Annotated in this window: 17 protein-coding genes; 1 reads left to right on the top strand and 16 read right to left on the bottom strand. The window is 38.4% G+C overall.

Annotation, left to right across the window (positions count from 1 at the left end; translation table 11 throughout):
• Positions 1-94: 94 nt before the first annotated feature.
• The 4 genes from N3I35_11700 to iadA form a co-directional block, all read right to left on the bottom strand.
• Positions 95-910: a cyanophycinase gene (locus N3I35_11700; protein ID MCX8130750.1), complete on the bottom strand. Its 816-nt coding sequence runs from the start codon at positions 908-910 to the stop codon at positions 95-97.
• A 248-nt stretch (positions 911-1,158) separates the two neighbouring features.
• The gene (locus N3I35_11695) at positions 1,159-1,431 is read right to left on the bottom strand and encodes a hypothetical protein (protein MCX8130749.1); all 273 of its coding nucleotides are present in this window, start codon (positions 1,429-1,431) and stop codon (positions 1,159-1,161) included.
• A gap of 133 nt (positions 1,432-1,564) precedes the next feature.
• A complete protein-coding gene (locus N3I35_11690) occupies positions 1,565-1,741 on the bottom strand; it encodes a hypothetical protein (protein ID MCX8130748.1) in 177 nt (58 codons plus the stop codon).
• Between the two features lie 25 nt (positions 1,742-1,766).
• Positions 1,767-2,924, bottom strand: coding sequence for a beta-aspartyl-peptidase (iadA, locus tag N3I35_11685; GenBank protein MCX8130747.1), 1,158 nt, complete (start codon positions 2,922-2,924; stop codon positions 1,767-1,769).
• A 522-nt stretch (positions 2,925-3,446) separates the two neighbouring features.
• On the opposite strand from iadA, the gene N3I35_11680 reads away from it, so the two are divergent.
• Positions 3,447-4,085 carry a LexA family transcriptional regulator gene (locus N3I35_11680; protein MCX8130746.1) on the top strand — a complete coding sequence of 213 codons (639 nt, stop codon included), beginning with the start codon at positions 3,447-3,449 and terminating at the stop codon, positions 4,083-4,085.
• A gap of 26 nt (positions 4,086-4,111) precedes the next feature.
• On the opposite strand, the gene N3I35_11675 is transcribed toward N3I35_11680, so the two are convergent.
• The 12 genes from N3I35_11675 to N3I35_11620 form a co-directional block, all read right to left on the bottom strand.
• Positions 4,112-4,978 (bottom strand): response regulator, encoded by an 867-nt coding sequence (locus N3I35_11675; protein MCX8130745.1) that lies wholly within the window; start codon positions 4,976-4,978, stop codon positions 4,112-4,114.
• A 767-nt stretch (positions 4,979-5,745) separates the two neighbouring features.
• On the bottom strand, positions 5,746-6,735 hold the full coding sequence (locus tag N3I35_11670; protein MCX8130744.1) for a hypothetical protein: 990 nt from the start codon (positions 6,733-6,735) through the stop codon (positions 5,746-5,748).
• A gap of 253 nt (positions 6,736-6,988) precedes the next feature.
• Positions 6,989-7,516, bottom strand: coding sequence for a hypothetical protein (locus tag N3I35_11665; protein MCX8130743.1), 528 nt, complete (start codon positions 7,514-7,516; stop codon positions 6,989-6,991).
• Positions 7,517-7,911: 395 nt separating this feature from the next.
• A complete protein-coding gene (locus N3I35_11660) occupies positions 7,912-9,510 on the bottom strand; it encodes a peptide ABC transporter substrate-binding protein (protein ID MCX8130742.1) in 1,599 nt (532 codons plus the stop codon).
• 88 nt (positions 9,511-9,598) lie between these two features.
• The gene (locus N3I35_11655) at positions 9,599-10,579 is read right to left on the bottom strand and encodes an ABC transporter ATP-binding protein (GenBank protein MCX8130741.1); all 981 of its coding nucleotides are present in this window, start codon (positions 10,577-10,579) and stop codon (positions 9,599-9,601) included.
• Positions 10,566-11,558, bottom strand: a complete 993-nt coding sequence (locus tag N3I35_11650; GenBank protein ID MCX8130740.1) for an ABC transporter ATP-binding protein — start codon at positions 11,556-11,558, stop codon at positions 10,566-10,568. Before N3I35_11650 ends, N3I35_11655 begins: the two co-directional genes overlap by 14 nt.
• A gap of 15 nt (positions 11,559-11,573) precedes the next feature.
• Complete coding sequence (locus N3I35_11645) at positions 11,574-12,548, bottom strand: ABC transporter permease (protein MCX8130739.1); 975 nt, start codon at positions 12,546-12,548, stop codon at positions 11,574-11,576.
• 66 nt (positions 12,549-12,614) lie between these two features.
• Complete coding sequence (locus tag N3I35_11640; GenBank protein ID MCX8130738.1) at positions 12,615-13,535, bottom strand: ABC transporter permease; 921 nt, start codon at positions 13,533-13,535, stop codon at positions 12,615-12,617.
• 364 nt (positions 13,536-13,899) lie between these two features.
• Positions 13,900-14,982: a 3-isopropylmalate dehydrogenase gene (leuB, locus tag N3I35_11635; protein ID MCX8130737.1), complete on the bottom strand. Its 1,083-nt coding sequence runs from the start codon at positions 14,980-14,982 to the stop codon at positions 13,900-13,902.
• 22 nt (positions 14,983-15,004) lie between these two features.
• Entirely contained in the window at positions 15,005-15,499 is a 495-nt protein-coding gene (gene leuD / locus N3I35_11630; protein MCX8130736.1) for a 3-isopropylmalate dehydratase small subunit, read from the bottom strand.
• A 15-nt stretch (positions 15,500-15,514) separates the two neighbouring features.
• Complete coding sequence (leuC, locus tag N3I35_11625; GenBank protein MCX8130735.1) at positions 15,515-16,774, bottom strand: 3-isopropylmalate dehydratase large subunit; 1,260 nt, start codon at positions 16,772-16,774, stop codon at positions 15,515-15,517.
• 350 nt (positions 16,775-17,124) lie between these two features.
• Positions 17,125-18,021 (bottom strand): AraC family transcriptional regulator, encoded by an 897-nt coding sequence (locus tag N3I35_11620; GenBank protein MCX8130734.1) that lies wholly within the window; start codon positions 18,019-18,021, stop codon positions 17,125-17,127.
• Positions 18,022-18,151: the final 130 nt, after the last annotated feature.

The following is an 18,151-nucleotide window of genomic DNA, read 5'->3' as shown; positions in this document are numbered from 1 at the left end:
CTTTCCTCCCAATTGATGAAGATACAAACTTAGTCTTCTTTTTCAAAAATCATTATTCATGTTTCCATAAAACCAATCAAAGAAACTTTTCTGATTAGCTCCTATTAAGTCTTAAAACTTCTCTGTCCTTCATATCAAAACCATATCCGTCAGGAAGGACATGCAGTGTAACATTAGTTATGGCTAATATCTCATCAGGCTTAAGTTCCGAAACATTTGAACTCTTTATTGTTTTCCCGTCAACCACAGTGACAGCATTTGTTCCGATAACTTCAAAATGAGCATCCGGATAAACTCTTATGGCTGTATCTTCATCTATCCCAATCCCTAACATATATGGGTTTTCTGCCACTCCGCACAATAATCTTCCAATCCTTCCTCTTTGATCAAAATGTTGGTCTATTATCGCCTCCTCAAGCATACCCAGGCCCGGTGCCATCTTTAAGGTGCATTTTCTTGCAGGATCATTACTGTTACCATCCACAATCATGTTGCTGCTCATCACTGAAGCCCCTGCACTTGTCCCTATTATAGCTACTCCATCTGTATAAACATCATGTAAGGCCTTATTTACTTTTGTTCCGCCTAATATACTTGTTATTCTTAACTGGTCTCCACCTGTAAAAAATATACCTGTAGCTTCCTTTATTTTCTCAACATTTTCATCCAGATTTGCATCTTCCCTTGAATTTATGTTCAATACACCAATCTGATTGACTCCCAGCCTCCCGAATACGTTCCTGTATTCATTTCCTACCTCATCGGGTTTTTCCGTAGCTGTGGTTAGTACTATAAGATTAGCAAGATTACCTCCAACAATGTCAACAACCTGCTTTAATATCTGGCTTTCACCGTATTTATCCTCAGCGCCGCCAATAATTATTAAGTTGCCCCTTACTTTATCACCCATAGCTGTCCTCCAAAAACTCTATTTTTCCATGTCGTCTTTTCTTGTCCATAATTCCATGCATCCAGTTCATCCTTCAAAATACAGTTTCTCCAACATACCTTGGATTTCGTTCTTACTTATTTTTTCAATATGACACTATTACATACAGTTTATTTTTTCCATGTATGCATGTATTATTCTTCCAATATAAGCTTGAAATAAAAAAAGCAAGGAACAAATACCCCTTGCTTATGCTACACTATCTATAATCATGAAAATCCAAGGAAATGCCTTGTATAATTCATAATCACTCCACTGAAAATCAATCCAATCCCCATCAGTATAATGCTTGTGACAATCAATGCAAGTCCAGCTTTCCCTCCCTTTTTAGTCGCCATTATGCCCATTATTACACCTAGTACGCCAAAAATAAAAGGGTATGCAAACAGGGATAACACAGCCGATATCCAGCCTATTGTCATAAATACCCCGGTACCCCTTCTTACAGCCACCCGGCTGCCATTATTGTTCATTCCATCCATAAAAGCCTCCTTGCAGTCTTACTGCACAAAGTTCAAGTTTGAAGTATGGTTTCATTCTTTTTCTATGCCCGGTCTTATTATTAGTAATTTCCAAAACGTATATACGAATAACTGCAACAAAGTTGAGCAGCTTCTAATCACCGTCTGCCCTGTTCCTGGTGCTTCTTCCAAAAAAACTGCTAAATACTTTGTAGGCGTAATAAGCTATACATAAGAGAAATATGAACGATAGCTTAAATGATATTACACTGCCCAATATACAGGTAAAATACTTTATACCGTTCCATACATATACTATAAAATCTGCCATACATAACTCCTACCATTCACATAAATTAGCCTCTGTTTTCATACTTTCCTCTTTTTATTACCTTTCCATCCTTAACACACAAATCTCCATTTCCAAGCATCAAGTCTATGTTTAGGCTGCTTTTATCAAGCACCAGTATATCCGCATCACTCCCGGCCTGGAGTATCCCCTTCTGAGGATACAGTTTCAAGACTTTTGCCACATTGGAAGTGACTGTTTTTAAAGCCTGGGTAATCTCGATCTTTTTATCAGTAATGCTTGTCTTAATATCATTAAATAATTGAACTACTTTTCCTACACCAGACCCACTCGTGCCATCTCCCGGTATACTACCGTTTCCGTCTGATGACACAGTGACCTTATCCATATTTATACCTTTACGAACCAGAATCTCAAGTGCTTCAGGTACACTTAAGCCTTGTCCCGATGCCTCGCCTGCCGTCAGATCAATATTACCTCCTGCTTCAGCATAGTTAATCGATTGCTCAAATAATGCCTTGTTTCTATTAAGGTGAGTAGGTACAAACATATCAATAGGGAAATCTGATTCTTCTACCAGCAAAAACAATTCTTTTAGACCTTCCTTGCCATCTCCCACATGCATATGCATTACTCCTGCCTTTGCCCCAAGCAACCCTCCTACCTTTGCCTCATAAGCAAGTCCCTTCAGCATTTCAAGACTCCGGTGGGAGGCCCTGTAATCCGCTATTGCAATCTCACCCACACCAATAACCTTATCTATCAGGGAAATATCTGATATTACCCTCCCAGTTAATGTTGCTGTTGGTACACCATAGCTTCCTGTATATATATATGTTGTAACCCCTTCTATTTCCAGTGCCCTTGCCTTTGCAAGCAGCCCTGCTATGTTTCTGGAGATATCATCTACTCCAAGTACACCCACAACAGTAGATACTCCAGCCTTTATTATCTCACCAAGCATAAGCTCCGGAATTCTGCTGGAAGGCCCCTGTTCCCCTCCTCCACCGGTAATATGCAAATGCTGGTCAATAAATCCGGGACATACTATCTTACCAGTGCAGTCAAACTTCTCAACGTCCCATAAATTATCAACAGGGATATTATCCTCAATTTTGCATATTGTTTTTCCTGCAATTAAAATATCCTTTTTACCGATAAATTCGGGAATATAACAATCCCCGCCTTTTAGCAATTTGAACACATATCCTCCTCATATTTCACTCTTTAAATACAAGTATTAACTGACCCTTAGATAGCAAGTGTTATCAGGTTTATAAGACAAACTACTTTTGTGCCCGTTATTGTATATTGTTCACAAAACATAAAGTAGGACTATAACCCATTATCAATAATATTATCCAATAATCATTTTTTAATTCTGTAGGAGGGATATGTGCAAATACCAATTTTATACTGTGGGCAGATTTTATGAACATTTGTTCATTTCTACATGGGGCGTACTTACATTTATGTAATTATCTAATTTGAAAAACATCTATATCTTTGATACACTATAACACATAATTATGTAAAGCAATTTCATTGCAAAATATCAAGACATGCGCCCATAATGAATCACCAATTTAATAATTCCACTTGTTTATGCATTTAGTTTCAATATTTACACAGTAAAAGATTTCTTTTAGATATACAAAAGATAGATTTGATTTTTCTCTTAAGATATTGAATATGTTTAACAATTATACTATAAAGGGTGGTCAAGGTGTCATTCGATTTCAATACACTTACCTCAAAGCAAAAGAAGGTTTATTCGGCTATAGAAGCCTTTATTAAGACTAAAGGTATCCCCCCCTCTGTAAGGGAAATCGGAGAAATGGTTGGGGAAAAAACGCCGGGAGCTGTTCAGGGTATACTTAACCGGTTGGAACAAAAGGGCGCAATTAAAAGAGAAGTAGGCATGGCGCGCTCCATACAACTGGTCTCAAATGAGTCCCAGTATTTGAAACCATTGTACATTCCCGAACTTAAAAAGGTCAATTCAAGAACTGCCGGCAATCTTTTCAGCATTTACAACATAGCCAAATATCACCCTGTTTCACCTGATATGGTGCTGTCAAGCGATGAGTGCTTTATTATCACCTGCAGTGATGAAAGCTTATACAATAGTGGGATAAAACTTGGTAATTCATTGATTATGAAAAAAACTTCAGATCTGGTTGATGGCGATATAGTACTTATTATCTATGAAAACCAGTCACTTCTCAGGTACTATAGTCCGGGCGAACAGCAGAATACGGTGTATCTCAAGGCTGATGACAATGCTTTAAGAAAAGAACAATTCAGCAAAGATGAAGTTATAGTTATTGGAAAACTGATAGGCAAATTTTCAAAACATCCGTAGATAAGCAAAGAGGGCATACGCCCTCTTTATTTATCTACGGATTCATTCGTATTTATAGTTTTAGCGGCGGTACTGAAATTACTTTCCAGTCTCTCAAGAAGCTTTCCTTTTATCTTGCCGTCATCCGGAAACGTCACGCTGGCTACTACGAGCTCATAGCCATTATTTCTTTGCCTGATCATTGAGTGAGAGGCAAATATTGCTTTAAGCTTTTTCTTAATAATCTCAGAACCACTCTTGTCTGCAAAAGGCAAAAGCAGAATGAGATTGTTTATTCCATAATGAAAGGATGTGTCAGTTTCTCTCAGTTTTGTTTTTATTACTCTATTTACCAGGCTTATAATCCCATCAACATTTTCCTGGTCTGCAGAGCCGGCAGCCAAAGGTACGATTGATGCCATAGTTACCGTCAAAGGATACCCACCCCTGCTCGCAGCTTTAATTTCCCTGTTAAACATCTCAGAAAAGTTATAAGTGACTATATCTTCGTCAATTTTTTTGCTCTTTGTTTTTTCAAAAGGCACTCCAAGTATTTTACAGATTTTTTTGAGGACGGTTTCCTCATCATAAGGTTTGGCTACATACTCTACCGCTCCAGATTCTATTGCTTTTATTATATACTTTTTATCAGTAAACTTGGATACAATAATTACAGGTATACTTTTATATGCTTCCTTGCTTTTAAGCCTCTTTATAGCTTCAAAATCCTTCATATCTATAGAGTTTATCGTCCATGCGACAGCATTAAAGATTGTCTTTTTTTCATGGAGGGTATTTATCATCTCTATTTCATCTTTTACATTGATGATACTTACATCAAGATTTCTCAGCATATTTGAAAGCTCTATTCTCGTTGTCCCAAACTCATCAACTGATAAAATGTTGTAACGCATCAGATCTGCATCCTTCCAATTTAAAGAATAACATTAGCAATGTAGTGCTCTCTATATGTGTCACTTAATATAAATTATATAACATATTACGCCTTAATCCAACAATATTTACTAAAATGTGTATTTGATGCTATGTGCTAATTCTGTACGATATACCAGTCATAAACAACTCATAACTCCATATACCCGGTTCTACATATGCAGTAGGTCATATCAAAAATCATTGGATATGCAGCTCAGTTCATATGCATTGTCTCTTAATAAAAAATAGCTATTCAAAATGTCGAATTTTTTTCATTGAATAATTTCAATTTTATGGTATATTTGGTTATGCATGCATTTAACTGTCTGTAATTAAGCGCGCACATTTATAGCTGACTTAGCTACGTTATTTCGGTAGCAGCGGTAGATAACAATGACTACTTAAACTCACTAGATACCAAGGTGAATAGTAAAAGAATGGCTAACGCATATAATGCAGTATCTAATTAGCAAATTGTATAATAAATAATAATAAGTTACTATAAACTTATACAAGGTAGATAAGTTATTCCAGTATACCCTATATAACCTTTTTTTACTATAATGAATATTTTGACATAAAATTAAGGAGAACTTCCAATAAATCTTAGAAAGGTCACTGTTCCTGCTTCAGACTACAGAGGCACTTTAAAAACATGCTAAAAGGCTGCTGTCATATTATGTTTATCAGCAGCCTGAGGACTTCTTGTCCTATAACTTTATATAATATACTACTAATATTTATTTTACTTATAATACTTAAGGTCTGTATCGTCATAAGGAGAGTAAGAAGCTGCATGATTCAAAAGAGGTCCCTCACCCCATTTTGATTGAATTTGAATTAATCCTTTATCATATGGGCGAGAAGAACTATATCCTTTTACGATCCCAGAATGATTACCGCTTGCATAATAGACTTTCTCATTAATTGCATTTGGCAAGATACCTTCATAACTATAACTTCCATCTGTCATATAAGCACTTGGATCATTCATCCAATATACATTCGATGTTGACTGGCTATACCAAGCATACGAATGACAATTGTAGCGATTATCAGAGTTCCTTACAAATGTAGCTAAAGGAAATTGGTTTTTAACTGCATTATCTATTGCAGTTAAATAATCACTGGACTTCTTAGCGCTCACAATAACCTCTACGGAAGTTCCTTTTGGAGTTGTGACTGTTGTTGTACCTAACGCAGAAAAAGAGGGGGCTTTAGTTGATAAACTTATTATTTTATCGATATCCTCTTTTTCCATTTTATTCACAAATTCATCTTGAGTTAGTATCACTTCAAGATATACTTTCCTTAACATAAGACTTTCATTTTGTGCACCTATACTTCTTTCAGAACCTAAGCTTTCACTCAAATTAGAATATACTTCCAAAAGTTTAGTCTGTGCATCGTCTTTTTTAAGTAGCTCTTGTAAACCGTTGAATCTTTTACACAAAGCATCATACCCTTGCTGACGGGTATTAAAAAGAAATATATCTACAAAAAGTGGATAGTCCATTACAGCTTTAGCTAATTCTTCTGTAGACATTTTCTTTAATACATCTTTAGGTATCTGACATGCCTCAACCATTTCAGCATGAGTTTTAAAATTCTTCCATACAGACATACCAGGTTTAACGGAATACTCAAATGATTTACTTGAATTATTAGCGTAAACGTTAATACAACTCATCATAAGCATGAGCGCAAGTAAATAGAATAGTAATTTTTTCTTCATAACATCATCTCCCAACTATTTTATATTATTACATACTATATCATGCATAATATGTAAATCGGTATATTTTCTTCCATACATTCGATTATTTCCCACAGTTGTTGAAAGAGTAACATCAGAAGATTCCAATGAAAATGGGAAGTACGATATTGTAGCCTTCTTTGATTACGGAAACATCAGAACAAAGATAACATATTTTGCGAAATCAACATCTATAAACATGTGAAATATAACTTTACAGCAATGTGTAAAATCAGTTTAATGAAATTATCTTCTTTTGTTTCAAGTAATCATATAATTTTTTATTAAATCTTACATCCTCTCTTCCTTCAATCTTATTCCAGTTTATTCTTATTCCATTTTCTATATCCTCAATATATGGAATATCAGGATAGTACGAAGAGAAAAAAGGTTGTTTAAAAGCTCCTTTATATATTTCTTCACCCTGTAAACTTAGCAAGAACCTCTCCTGATATTTTGCAGATAAAATCTTTGAGCCTCCAGAACTATATTTCTCATCTTTATTAGCTTTACCTTTTCCTATTACCTTTTCATTTAAGAATTTTTTGTCAAAAATAATTTTTTGTTGTCCCCAATCAAACTCACGTATATCATTCTCTGTAAAAAGCACGGTTTTTTCCGTAGAATCTTTCTTTAATAGATATACTACAAGCCCTTTTTCACTGAAACTATTTGCTACATTATTTTTATTAAATACTAAGACTACTATAGTACATAGGCAAAAGAGACTAATTAATATAATAATAAGTCTTTTCATCATTTAAAAGCCTCCTATCAAAAATGTTAATACATTATCACAGAGTACAGAATATTAGCTACAATGCCATAAAATAATATTCATTTACAATGGTTTAATATAGCTATTGTCAATATACATTATAGTATAGATAATTTGCAAAATTTGTTGAATTATATACACTTCCCACTATATCTAGTATCTGTAACACTTAGCGAATTTATAAATCTGCTACTGCCATATAATATTGCGGTATTTCCCTGGTATCGCCATATCCTTTAGAAGCCTTAGCCATTTCCATAAGTTAGACACAAAAAAACGAAAACCGGATATGGTATGATAAACCGGTCACTTAGTCAAGGAGAAAAAGTGGGGTCTATCATACCATATCCAGATACATTAGCTTCCGGCCTGACTATCTATTCAAAATAAGCATGCATCAACGACAGTCTTCCATTAACTGTAAGCACCACATCCTTCAATTCAGGGACTAAAGCTACAGGCTTCACATAGTAGAATATGGGTAGTATCGGCACATCCTCCAGTAAAAGCCTTTCCGCATCATGCATGGCTTTCATTCTTGCTTTCTGGTCGATTGTACTTTTTGCTTTCTTAATTAAGTCATCATATTGTGCACTGCTCCACTGTGTATTGTTGTTGCCGCTATTTGACAACCACAAATCCATAAATGTCATCGGGTCGTTATAATCCCCTACCCAACCGTCTCTTGACAATGTGAAGTCTTTATTCTGTCTCTTCTGCTGCAATACCTTCCATTCCATATTTGAGATTTTGATGTTTACGCCGAGGTTCTGTTTCAACTGCTCCTGGACAGCCTCAGCTATCTTTTTATGCCTTTCGTCAGTATTGTAAATCAGCTCTATTTCGGGAAAACCTTTGCCGTCGGCATAGCCTGCTTCCGCAAGTAGCTTCCTGGCTGCCTCAACATCCGCTTTTTCAGGCAGATATTTATAGTCAGCCTCTGATCTGAAGTCTTTTCCAGACGCTTCACCGTTTACTCCCGGCGGAACAAAGTTATCGGCCGCTTTTTCCCCTGCCCTTGTAACCTTGTCTACGATAGCTTTTCTGTCTATCGCCAGAGCAAAAGCCTTTCTTACCTTTACATTATCAAAAGGGGCCTTTTTTGTATTAAAGATATAATAATAAGTTGAAAGATCGGGAAACACCTTTACTTTACCGTCATTTATGAGCTTTTGTGTCTCCTCTGGAGGTACATGGTCATAAATATACTGGATGTCTCCTGATTCAAATGCATTAAGTGACGCTGCTCTTTCTTCTATCAGCTTGAATACTATTTTGCTTAATTTAACTTTACCTTTGTCATAGTAATTGTCATTCTTTTTTAGTGTGATTTCAGAGTTGTGGTCCCACTTCTCCAATACAAAAGGTCCATTGCCTATATAAGTTTCAGGCTTTTGCGTCCACTGGTCACCATGTTTTTCTATAATATCCTTTCTTACAGGATGCATGGTCGTGAAGTTTGTAATATCAATAAAGTATGCTGTTGGAGCTTCTAGCATAACTTCAAGAGTCTTGTCATCCAGTGCTTTTACACCTACATCCTCAGCCTTTGCCTTTCCTCCGTTGAAAGCCTCGCCATTTTTAATGACATAAAGCATATAGGCATACTCCGAAGCGGTTTTGGGATCAAGAGCCCTCTTCCACGCATATTCAAACTCCTGTGCCTTTACAGGCTTTCCGTCCGACCAACTCGCTTTCCTCAGATGAAAGGTATATTTTGTTCCATCAGCAGATATTTCCCACTTTTCTGCCATACCGGGTATTACCTTCCCATCCTTATCAAACCTGGTCAAGCCTTCAAAAACCTGGTCGATGTACATGCCTCCATCAATAGCATTATTGAGTGCAGGGTCCATATACCTTGGTTCCATACCTACATTGAGGCTCAATGTGTTATTTTCTTTTCCTCCACTGCACCCTGCTGCTGATGCAAGCAAAATGACTGAGATTAAAAGCGCAAGCAATTTTCTAGCCATTATTTTTCCTCCTATCCTAGCAATAAATATATAAACAGGTCTCCCTATTTATCCGGACTCAGGCATACAGGCGGCTCCAAAAAGTCCATCACGATGTGTACAGATAGCATGCACAAAAATGTCCCGGTGCTACCTCTTTGAAATCAGGCTCAGTCTCCTCACATTTCCTTTCTGCGTACCGGCATCTGGTTCTGAATCTGCAGCCTGAAGGAGGATTGATAGGGCTTGGGACATCGCCTTTAAGAATTATTCTTTGCCTTCTTCTGCTCGCTTCAGGATCAGCAACCGGTATCGATGATAGCAAGCCTTGCGTATAAGGGTGTACAGGCCTTTCATATAGCTCGGAACTGTCAGCCAGCTCTACAAGCTTGCCTAAATACATGACCCCTACCTTATTACTTATATGCTTAACCATAGACAAATCATGTGCGATAAAAAGATATGTCAATCCAAGGGAGCTCTGCAGGTCATCCATCATATTAACAATCTGTGCCTGGATAGAAACATCAAGTGCCGATATAGGCTCGTCACATACAATAAATTCAGGCTGTACAGCCAATGCCCGTGCTATACCCACTCTCTGCCTCTGACCCCCGCTGAATTCATGGGGATATCTGTTTGCATGCTCCTTACTTAGCCCAACCATCTCGAGAAGCGAATATATTTTGTCTTTTCTTGCAGTTCCCTTTTCCAAACTGTGGATGTCCATCGGTTCTCCGATTATATCCCCTACAGTCATTCTCGGATTCAGTGATGCATATGGGTCCTGAAATATCATCTGCATTTTCTTTCTGTACGGTTTCATGTTAACTTTTGTAATATCTTCATTATTGAATAAAATGCTACCGGAAGTAGGTTCATATAACCTTAAGAGTGTTCTTCCTACTGTAGTTTTACCGCATCCGCTTTCACCGACTAATCCCAGTGTCTCTCCTTTGGTAATAGAAAAGCTGATGCTGTCCACAGCTTTTACCAATGTACTTGCTTTTCGAAGAAAACCTTTCTTTACAGGAAAGAATTTTGTCAGATTTTTAATTTCAACCATAGCATTTTTATTATTGTTCATTATTTTCTCCCCCATCACCCACATAGAGAAGCCAGCATGCAGCCTCGTGAGATTCACTGATTTTTTTCAAATGAGGCTTTTTAATATCACATATCTGCATCGCCTTTGGACATCTTTCCGAAAAAGGGCATCCTGTAAGTGGATGAATCATATCCGGAGGCTGGCCTTCTATCGGGTTCAGTCTTTCCTTACCCATATTCAAGCGTGGAATACTTTTAAGCAGCCCCATTGTATAAGGATGCTTCGGGCTATAAAAAATTTCATCTGTTCTTCCCTGTTCTACAATATTTCCGCCATACATAACAATGACCCTGTCGCAAATATCTGCAACAAGTCCCAGGTCATGGGTTATAAGCAATATTGATGTATTAAGACGCTTTTTTAGTTCCTTCATCAGTTCTAAAATCTGTGCTTGTATCGTCACGTCAAGAGCTGTTGTGGGTTCGTCTGCGATAAGCAGCTTTGGCTCACAGGAGAGCGCCATGGCTATCATGGCCCGCTGCCTCATGCCTCCGCTGAATTCGTGAGGGTATTGATTCATTCTTTTTTCCGGGCTCGGTATTCCGACGAGCTTAAGCATATTTATGGCTTTCTCTCTTGCCTCTCCCTTTGATATCCTGTTATGCTTCAATATTGCTTCTACCAGTTGATTTCCTATAGTAAACAAGGGATTTAATGAAGTCATGGGATCCTGAAATATCATTCCTATTTCATTTCCCCTGATTTTTTGCATTGTTTCAGCATTCAGATTTGTAATATCCTTTCCGTCAAATAATATCTCCCCACCGGCTACCCTGCCATTATCTGCAAGCAGTTTCATAACTGAAAGCATTGCTACACTCTTACCACTCCCCGATTCTCCGACAATCCCCACCGCTTCCCCCTCAAAAATGCTGAGGGATATACTATTCAAGACTGATACTTCACCGGCATATGTTTTGAATACAGTTCTGAGGTTCTTAATTTCAAGCAGCTTTCTCATACTTTTCCACCTTCTCTATTTTCTCATCCTCGGGTCAAGTGCATCTCTTATTCCATCACCAAACAGATTAAATGCAAGTATTATAAGGCATATGGCGACTGACGGTGATACAAGCAAGTAGAAATAGGATCTGATACTGCCCGCCGCATCGGAGGCCAAACTCCCAAGACTAGCCATTGGAGCGTCAACGCCAAGACCTATAAAGCTTAAAAAGGCTTCAGTAAATATGGCACTGGGAATCTGAAGAGTAATAATTACAATTACCGACCCTATGCAATTGGGAATCAGATGTCTCAGCAATATTCTTAAATGCCCGGCACCTAAAGCACGTGCAGCTGTGACATATTCCTGCTCCTTCAGGCTTAAAACCTGTCCCCTTATGATTCTGGCCATTTCGAGCCAATACGTTAAGCCAAGAGCAATATATACGCTGATAAGCGCAGGACCTGCGGCCCTGAACATGGACAGGAATGGAAGACTAAAGATTTTTTCGCTGTATCCATCCATTATGACCATCAGAAGAATGACATAGAGGGTAAGCGGAATTACATAAAGAATATCTACAATCCTCATCATTATGCTATCCACTCTGCCACCAAAATAGCCGGCTATCCCACCGTATAATACACCGATCACAAGGTTTATAATGCTTGCAACTATACCGACGCTTAGGGATATTCTGGCACCGTACAATACCCTGACCAGCATATCCCTCCCCAAAGTATCAGTCCCTAAAGGATGCTCCGGGCAAGGCCTTAAGCCTTCCTGTTCCTTAAGCTGGTCAGAGTAGGAGTATGGTGAGAACATAGGTCCTGCTATGGAAATCAAAGTTATCAGAATTATCACACAAAGGCTGACCATAGCAACCCTGTTTTTTCTTAGACGTCTCCATACATCCTGCCAATACGTCAAGCTGGGCCGCACTATATTTGTACTTCTGTTTTGGTTTTTCCTGTTTGCAGGCTTAAATAGTTCTGCGGAAATATTCATTGATATACCTCCCGTATCTGCAACTTATTTCTTTCTCAGCTCGTAATCACCAATAGGCCATGCACGCTACCTGATCAGCTTTATTCTTGGATCTATAAACAGATAAATAATATCCACGATGAAGTTCATAATAATGAGGAATACAGCATAAAACACGGTAACTCCCATTATTACGGTATAATCCCTGTTTGAAATACTGTCTACAAAGTACCGGCCAAGTCCCGGGATATTAAAGATTCTTTCGATAATAAAGCTGCCAGTCAGAATACTTGCAGTAAGAGGTCCAAGATAGGTTACTACAGGAAGCAGGGCATTTTTTAGCGCATGTTTATATACAACCGTACTCTCGCTCAAGCCCTTAGCCCTTGCTGTTCTTATGAAATCCTGCTCCAAAGTCTCCACCATGCTTGAGCGTACAAGTCTCGCGATGAATGAAAGGGGAAAGAATGAAAGCGCAACAGCAGGAAGCACTGCATGCCATACTGATTTAAAACCTATTACAGGAAAAATTCCGAGCTTAACAGAGAGAAAATATTGAGACAGAGTTGCTACAACAAAACTTGGTATAGTAACTCCAAGGGTTGCCACTATCATACTTATATAGTCCTGCCATTTATCTTTATGCAAGGCAGATGCTATACCCAGAGGAATTCCTGCAAGCAGACATAAAAAGATTGATATAAGCCCCAGTTTTGCAGACACAGGGAAATGGTCACCGATAATTTTATTTACACTTCTACCTTGGGATATCATTGAATCTCCGAAGTCCAAATGTGCCAGATTATCCAGCATCTTGAGATACTGCCTGTATAAAGGCTGATCAAGCCCGTATTTAGCCTTGATGTTTCTTTCGATAGCCGCAGGCAGCTTCTTTTCACCGGTATAGATACTTCCAGGTATTTCATGCATAAGCATGAACGTAACTGTAACAACTATAAGCAGTGTGAGGATAGAGTATAAAAACCTCTTTAGTACATAAAACCCCAAGAAAAACACCCCTTCAGTAATTTTTTACAAGAGAATTTGCTAAATAAACTTACTGTGCCGGTTAAACTAACCTGTTGTACCAGTCGAACTACAGATTTCTTGTGTACATAATGTACAAACAAAACTTTGTTTACATAATTATTGGCATAAAGCATAACCGTTCTATGCTTGCTTATATTAATACTATTTTTAGTTAAAGACTTTTATGATAATGACCCGAAATCTTTTTATTTGCTTATAGAAAGAAGAAAGGAGTACATGCCAGTTCTGCATATACAATTGAACATTTCCGGATAAAAAAGAATGCACCGGATAGTTAACTATCCGGTGCATTCTTTTTTAAGAAATCCAATAATTTTGATCTTTAAGATTTAGCCAGTTCATCTCTTATTAACTGTCCCATCTCTTTTGTTCCTACAATTTTAGCTTCACCTGAAGAGATATCTCCTGTCCTGTAACCCTTATCCAGAACTCTTACAACTGCTGCCTCAATATCTTCAGCTATAGTATCAAGTCCAAAAGAGTATTTCATCATCATACCTACTGACAGGATTGTAGCTATAGGATTTGCCTTATTCTGCCCGGCAATGTCCGGTGCAGACCCATGTATCGGTTCATATAATCCAAGAGTTCCGTTCCCAAGGCTTGCTGAAGGCAGCATGCCAATGGAACCTGTAATCATGGAAGCTTCATCGGATAAAATATCACCGAACATATTTGTTGTAACTATTACATCAAATTGCATAGGGTTTCTTACCAGCTGCATTGCTGCATTGTCTACATACATATGGCTGAGCTCGACTTCCGGATATTCCTTAGCTACCTTCAGCACCACTTCCCGCCAGAGTCTCGAACTTTCCAGCACGTTTGCCTTATCCACGGAAGTAAGCTTTTTGCCTCTCTTCATAGCCGTCTCAAATGCAAGACGGGCAATTCTCTCTACCTCTAAAGTGCTATATGATTCTGTATCGTAGGCTGCTTCACCGTTCTTTTCGGTCTGCATTCTGCCTCTATCTCCAAAATACATTCCCCCGGTCAGTTCACGGACAACCATTATATCTATACCGTCCTTGACGATGTCACTCCTGAGTGGGGAAGCATCCTTCAGTGCCTTATAAATCACTGCAGGCCTCAGATTCGCAAATAGTCCCAAACCTGCACGGATAGCAAGCAATCCGGCCTCCGGTCTTATATTCCCCGGAAGTACATCCCACTTAAGTCCGCCTACCGCACCTAAAAGCACCGCATCACTTTTTTTACAGCTCTCAAGCGTTTTTTCCGGAAGAGGCACTCCATATTCATCTATGGCGCATCCCCCTATCTTTTGCTCTGTCAGTACAAATTCATGCCCGTACTTTTTGCTTACAGCGTCTATCAAACCTATGGCTTGTTCTATTACCTCCGGACCTATGCCATCTCCCGGAAGCACTGTTATATTAAACTTCATAATATCAATCTCCTCTAAAAACTCAACTCTTGATTGTCTTACTTATATAGCCGATAAGGCCGTCCGCATTCATTATTTCCTGCATAAACTCAGGGAAGGGAGCCGCAGTGTACTCTTTGCCCGTTGTTTTATTAAATATTTTTCCACTCTTAAAATCAATACTTACAGAATCACCATCTGCTATATCTTTAGCTGCTTCAGGACACTCCAGAATAGGCAGCCCTATATTTATAGCATTTCTGTAGAATATCCTTGCAAAAGTTTCAGCTATTATGCATGAAATACCTGAAGCTTTTATAGCGATAGGTGCATGCTCCCTTGACGAACCGCAACCGAAATTCTTGCCTGCAACCATTATATCCCCTTTGTTTGCCTTTTTTACAAACTCCTTGTCCAAATCTTCCATGCAGTGGCTTGCAAGCTCTGCAGGGTCTGATGTGTTCAAATATCTTGCAGGTATGATTACGTCAGTATCGACATTATTTGCATACTTTATCACTTTACCATTTGCTTGCATATATATATCCTCCTCTTATAACTCTTCCGGACCTGATATTTTGCCTGTAATAGCTGAAGCAGCGGCTACAGCCGGGCTTGCGAGGTAAACTTCACTCTCAGGATGTCCCATACGGCCTACAAAATTCCTGTTTGTAGTAGCTACAGCTCTCTCTCCTTTTGCAAGGATACCCATATGCCCGCCAAGACATGGTCCGCATGTCGGCGTACTTACTGCTGCTCCCGAATCAACGAAGATATCGAATAAACCTTCATTCATGGCCTGTTTCCAGATTTTCTGAGTTGCAGGTATTATTATACACCTTACGTCAGGATGCACCTTTCTACCTTTAAGAATTTCTGCAGATACCCTCAAGTCTTCTATTCTTCCGTTTGTGCAGGAACCAATAACAACCTGGTCTATCTTTACATCTCCCACATTATCTATTGTTCTTGCATTTTCGGGAAGATGAGGGAATGCTACCGTCAGCTTTACAGAACTGAGGTCTATTTCATATACCGCTGAATATTCAGCATCTTCATCTGCCTTATATACCTTGTATGGTTTAGTTGAATGCTCCTTCACATATTCAAGAGTTTTTTCATCAACTTCAAATACTCCATTCTTACCGCCTGCTTCAATTGCCATATTAGCCATTGCAAACCTGTCATCCATAGACAAGTATTGAAGCCCCTCCCCAGTAAATTCCATTGATTTGTACAATGCTCCGTCAACACCTATCATACCGATGATGTGTAATATCACATCCTTACCGCTTACCCATTTTGCAGGTTTACCTTTCAACACGAACTTTATTGCCTCAGGAACCTTGAACCACGCTTCACCTGTTGCCATTCCGGCAGCCATATCCGTACTGCCTATACCTGTTGAGAACGCTCCCAGAGCTCCGTAGGTACAAGTATGTGAATCTGCCCCGATTACTACATCTCCCGGTACAACTAAACCTTTTTCAGGAAGCAGTGCATGCTCAACTCCCATTTGTCCTACTTCAAAGAAATTCACTATACCCATCTCTTTAGCAAATTCCCTGATAAACTTAACCTGTTCTGCAGATTTGATATCCTTATTAGGTGTGAAATGATCCGGCACTATGGCAATCTTGTTTACATCAAAGACCTTACTGAGACCTATTTTCCTGAATTCTTTTACAGCAACAGGAGTTGTGATATCATTTCCCAGTACCATATCCAGTTTAGCTTTTATCAGCTGACCAGCCTGAACATTATCCAATCCTGCATGATCTGCAAGTATTTTCTGTGTCATTGTCATTCCCATAATAATTACCTCCTATATAATATGTGCACTAAATAGTACAGTTGTAGGCACTTGGCGATAGGTTATTAAAACATCGATTATCAATCCTCACCGTAAAATAACCCATTGCCCTTAGCCTATAACCCATAACCGGTAAAAAATTGTCTTTTCCCATCTTAAATGAAATTATAAACTTTCAGCATCCTTTATTCTTCCTGTTATTTGTTTTATTAAAAGGTGTTTTTTAATGTTTCTTGACATAAAAATCTTGCTTCTGGCATATTAACAGGGCAGATATCATATCTGCCCCTTAAACTTATGCTGACTATTCCTAATAATATACGAACCCTTTCTCTGCAAGCAGCATGTTCCTAATTTTCCTTCTCTCCTTGCTTCCTATACTGCAGAGGAGTATATCCCGAATATTTCTTGAATATTTCATTAAATCTCTGCTGATTGGAAAAACCCACATTAAGTGCAATATCGCTTATCTTCAAGTCTGTCTCCTTCAGGAGTTCCTTTGCTCTGCCCACCCTGACCTTCAACAGATAGTTGATTGGGCTTATGCCCATTTCCTCCTTGAATGCCCTGGTAAAATAGCTCGGACTCAGAAAAACAAATTTTGCAATATCACTTAAAGATATTTCACGTTCAAAATTATTATTTATAAATTTTGCAGAAATCTCTATAAGTTCTTTCAATTTGGGACTCTTGTATTTTATACTGCTTTCCCACTCCATCTTAAGCGCCCTCGATATGAAGATAAAAAGCTCCATTACAAGAAGGTAATTTAGAAATTCACTTCCTAAGTCAGAACCCTCACGCTCCTTTAAAATCCTGTTTAAGAGAGTGATTATCTCGTTCTTCTGGCTTACTTTTAATGAGATGAATGGGCCTGTTTCCTTCCCGCTTACAAAGTTAAGGAAGTCTTCCAGGGATGTCTCGGAAATCTCTCCCCCCACCTGATTGGTGAATTTGAAGTTTAGCACAATGAATTCACAACCTGCTTCAGACTTAACAATAAACTTATGAGGCTGGTTAGGTTTTATTATTATTATGTCATTTGGCCCTATATGAGCAGGTTTCCCCGCTATTTCAAACACAGCGTCGCCTTTTTTTATATATACCATTTCAAAAAAATCATGCATGTTTGGTTCCATAGACCAGCTCACATCATGGAATCTTTCTATTGATTTTACTATTACCGGTAAAAAACTGACAGAATTCATAATGCTTTCCCAGGCTTTTGGAATAACATTTTCACTCATGGGCCACACCACCTTAGCAGATATAGAATACTCTACACTAATTATATAGTTTTAAAAAAATATGTTCAACATAACTTGCCAACTTGTTTGTTTAAACTATGGGTAGAGCATATATTCTCATCTATTTACC

It is taken from the genome of Clostridia bacterium (assembly GCA_026414765.1).
Taxonomy (GTDB): Bacteria; Bacillota; Clostridia; order Acetivibrionales; family DSM-27016; genus SKW86.
This window is presented reverse-complemented; position numbering and strand designations above follow the sequence as displayed.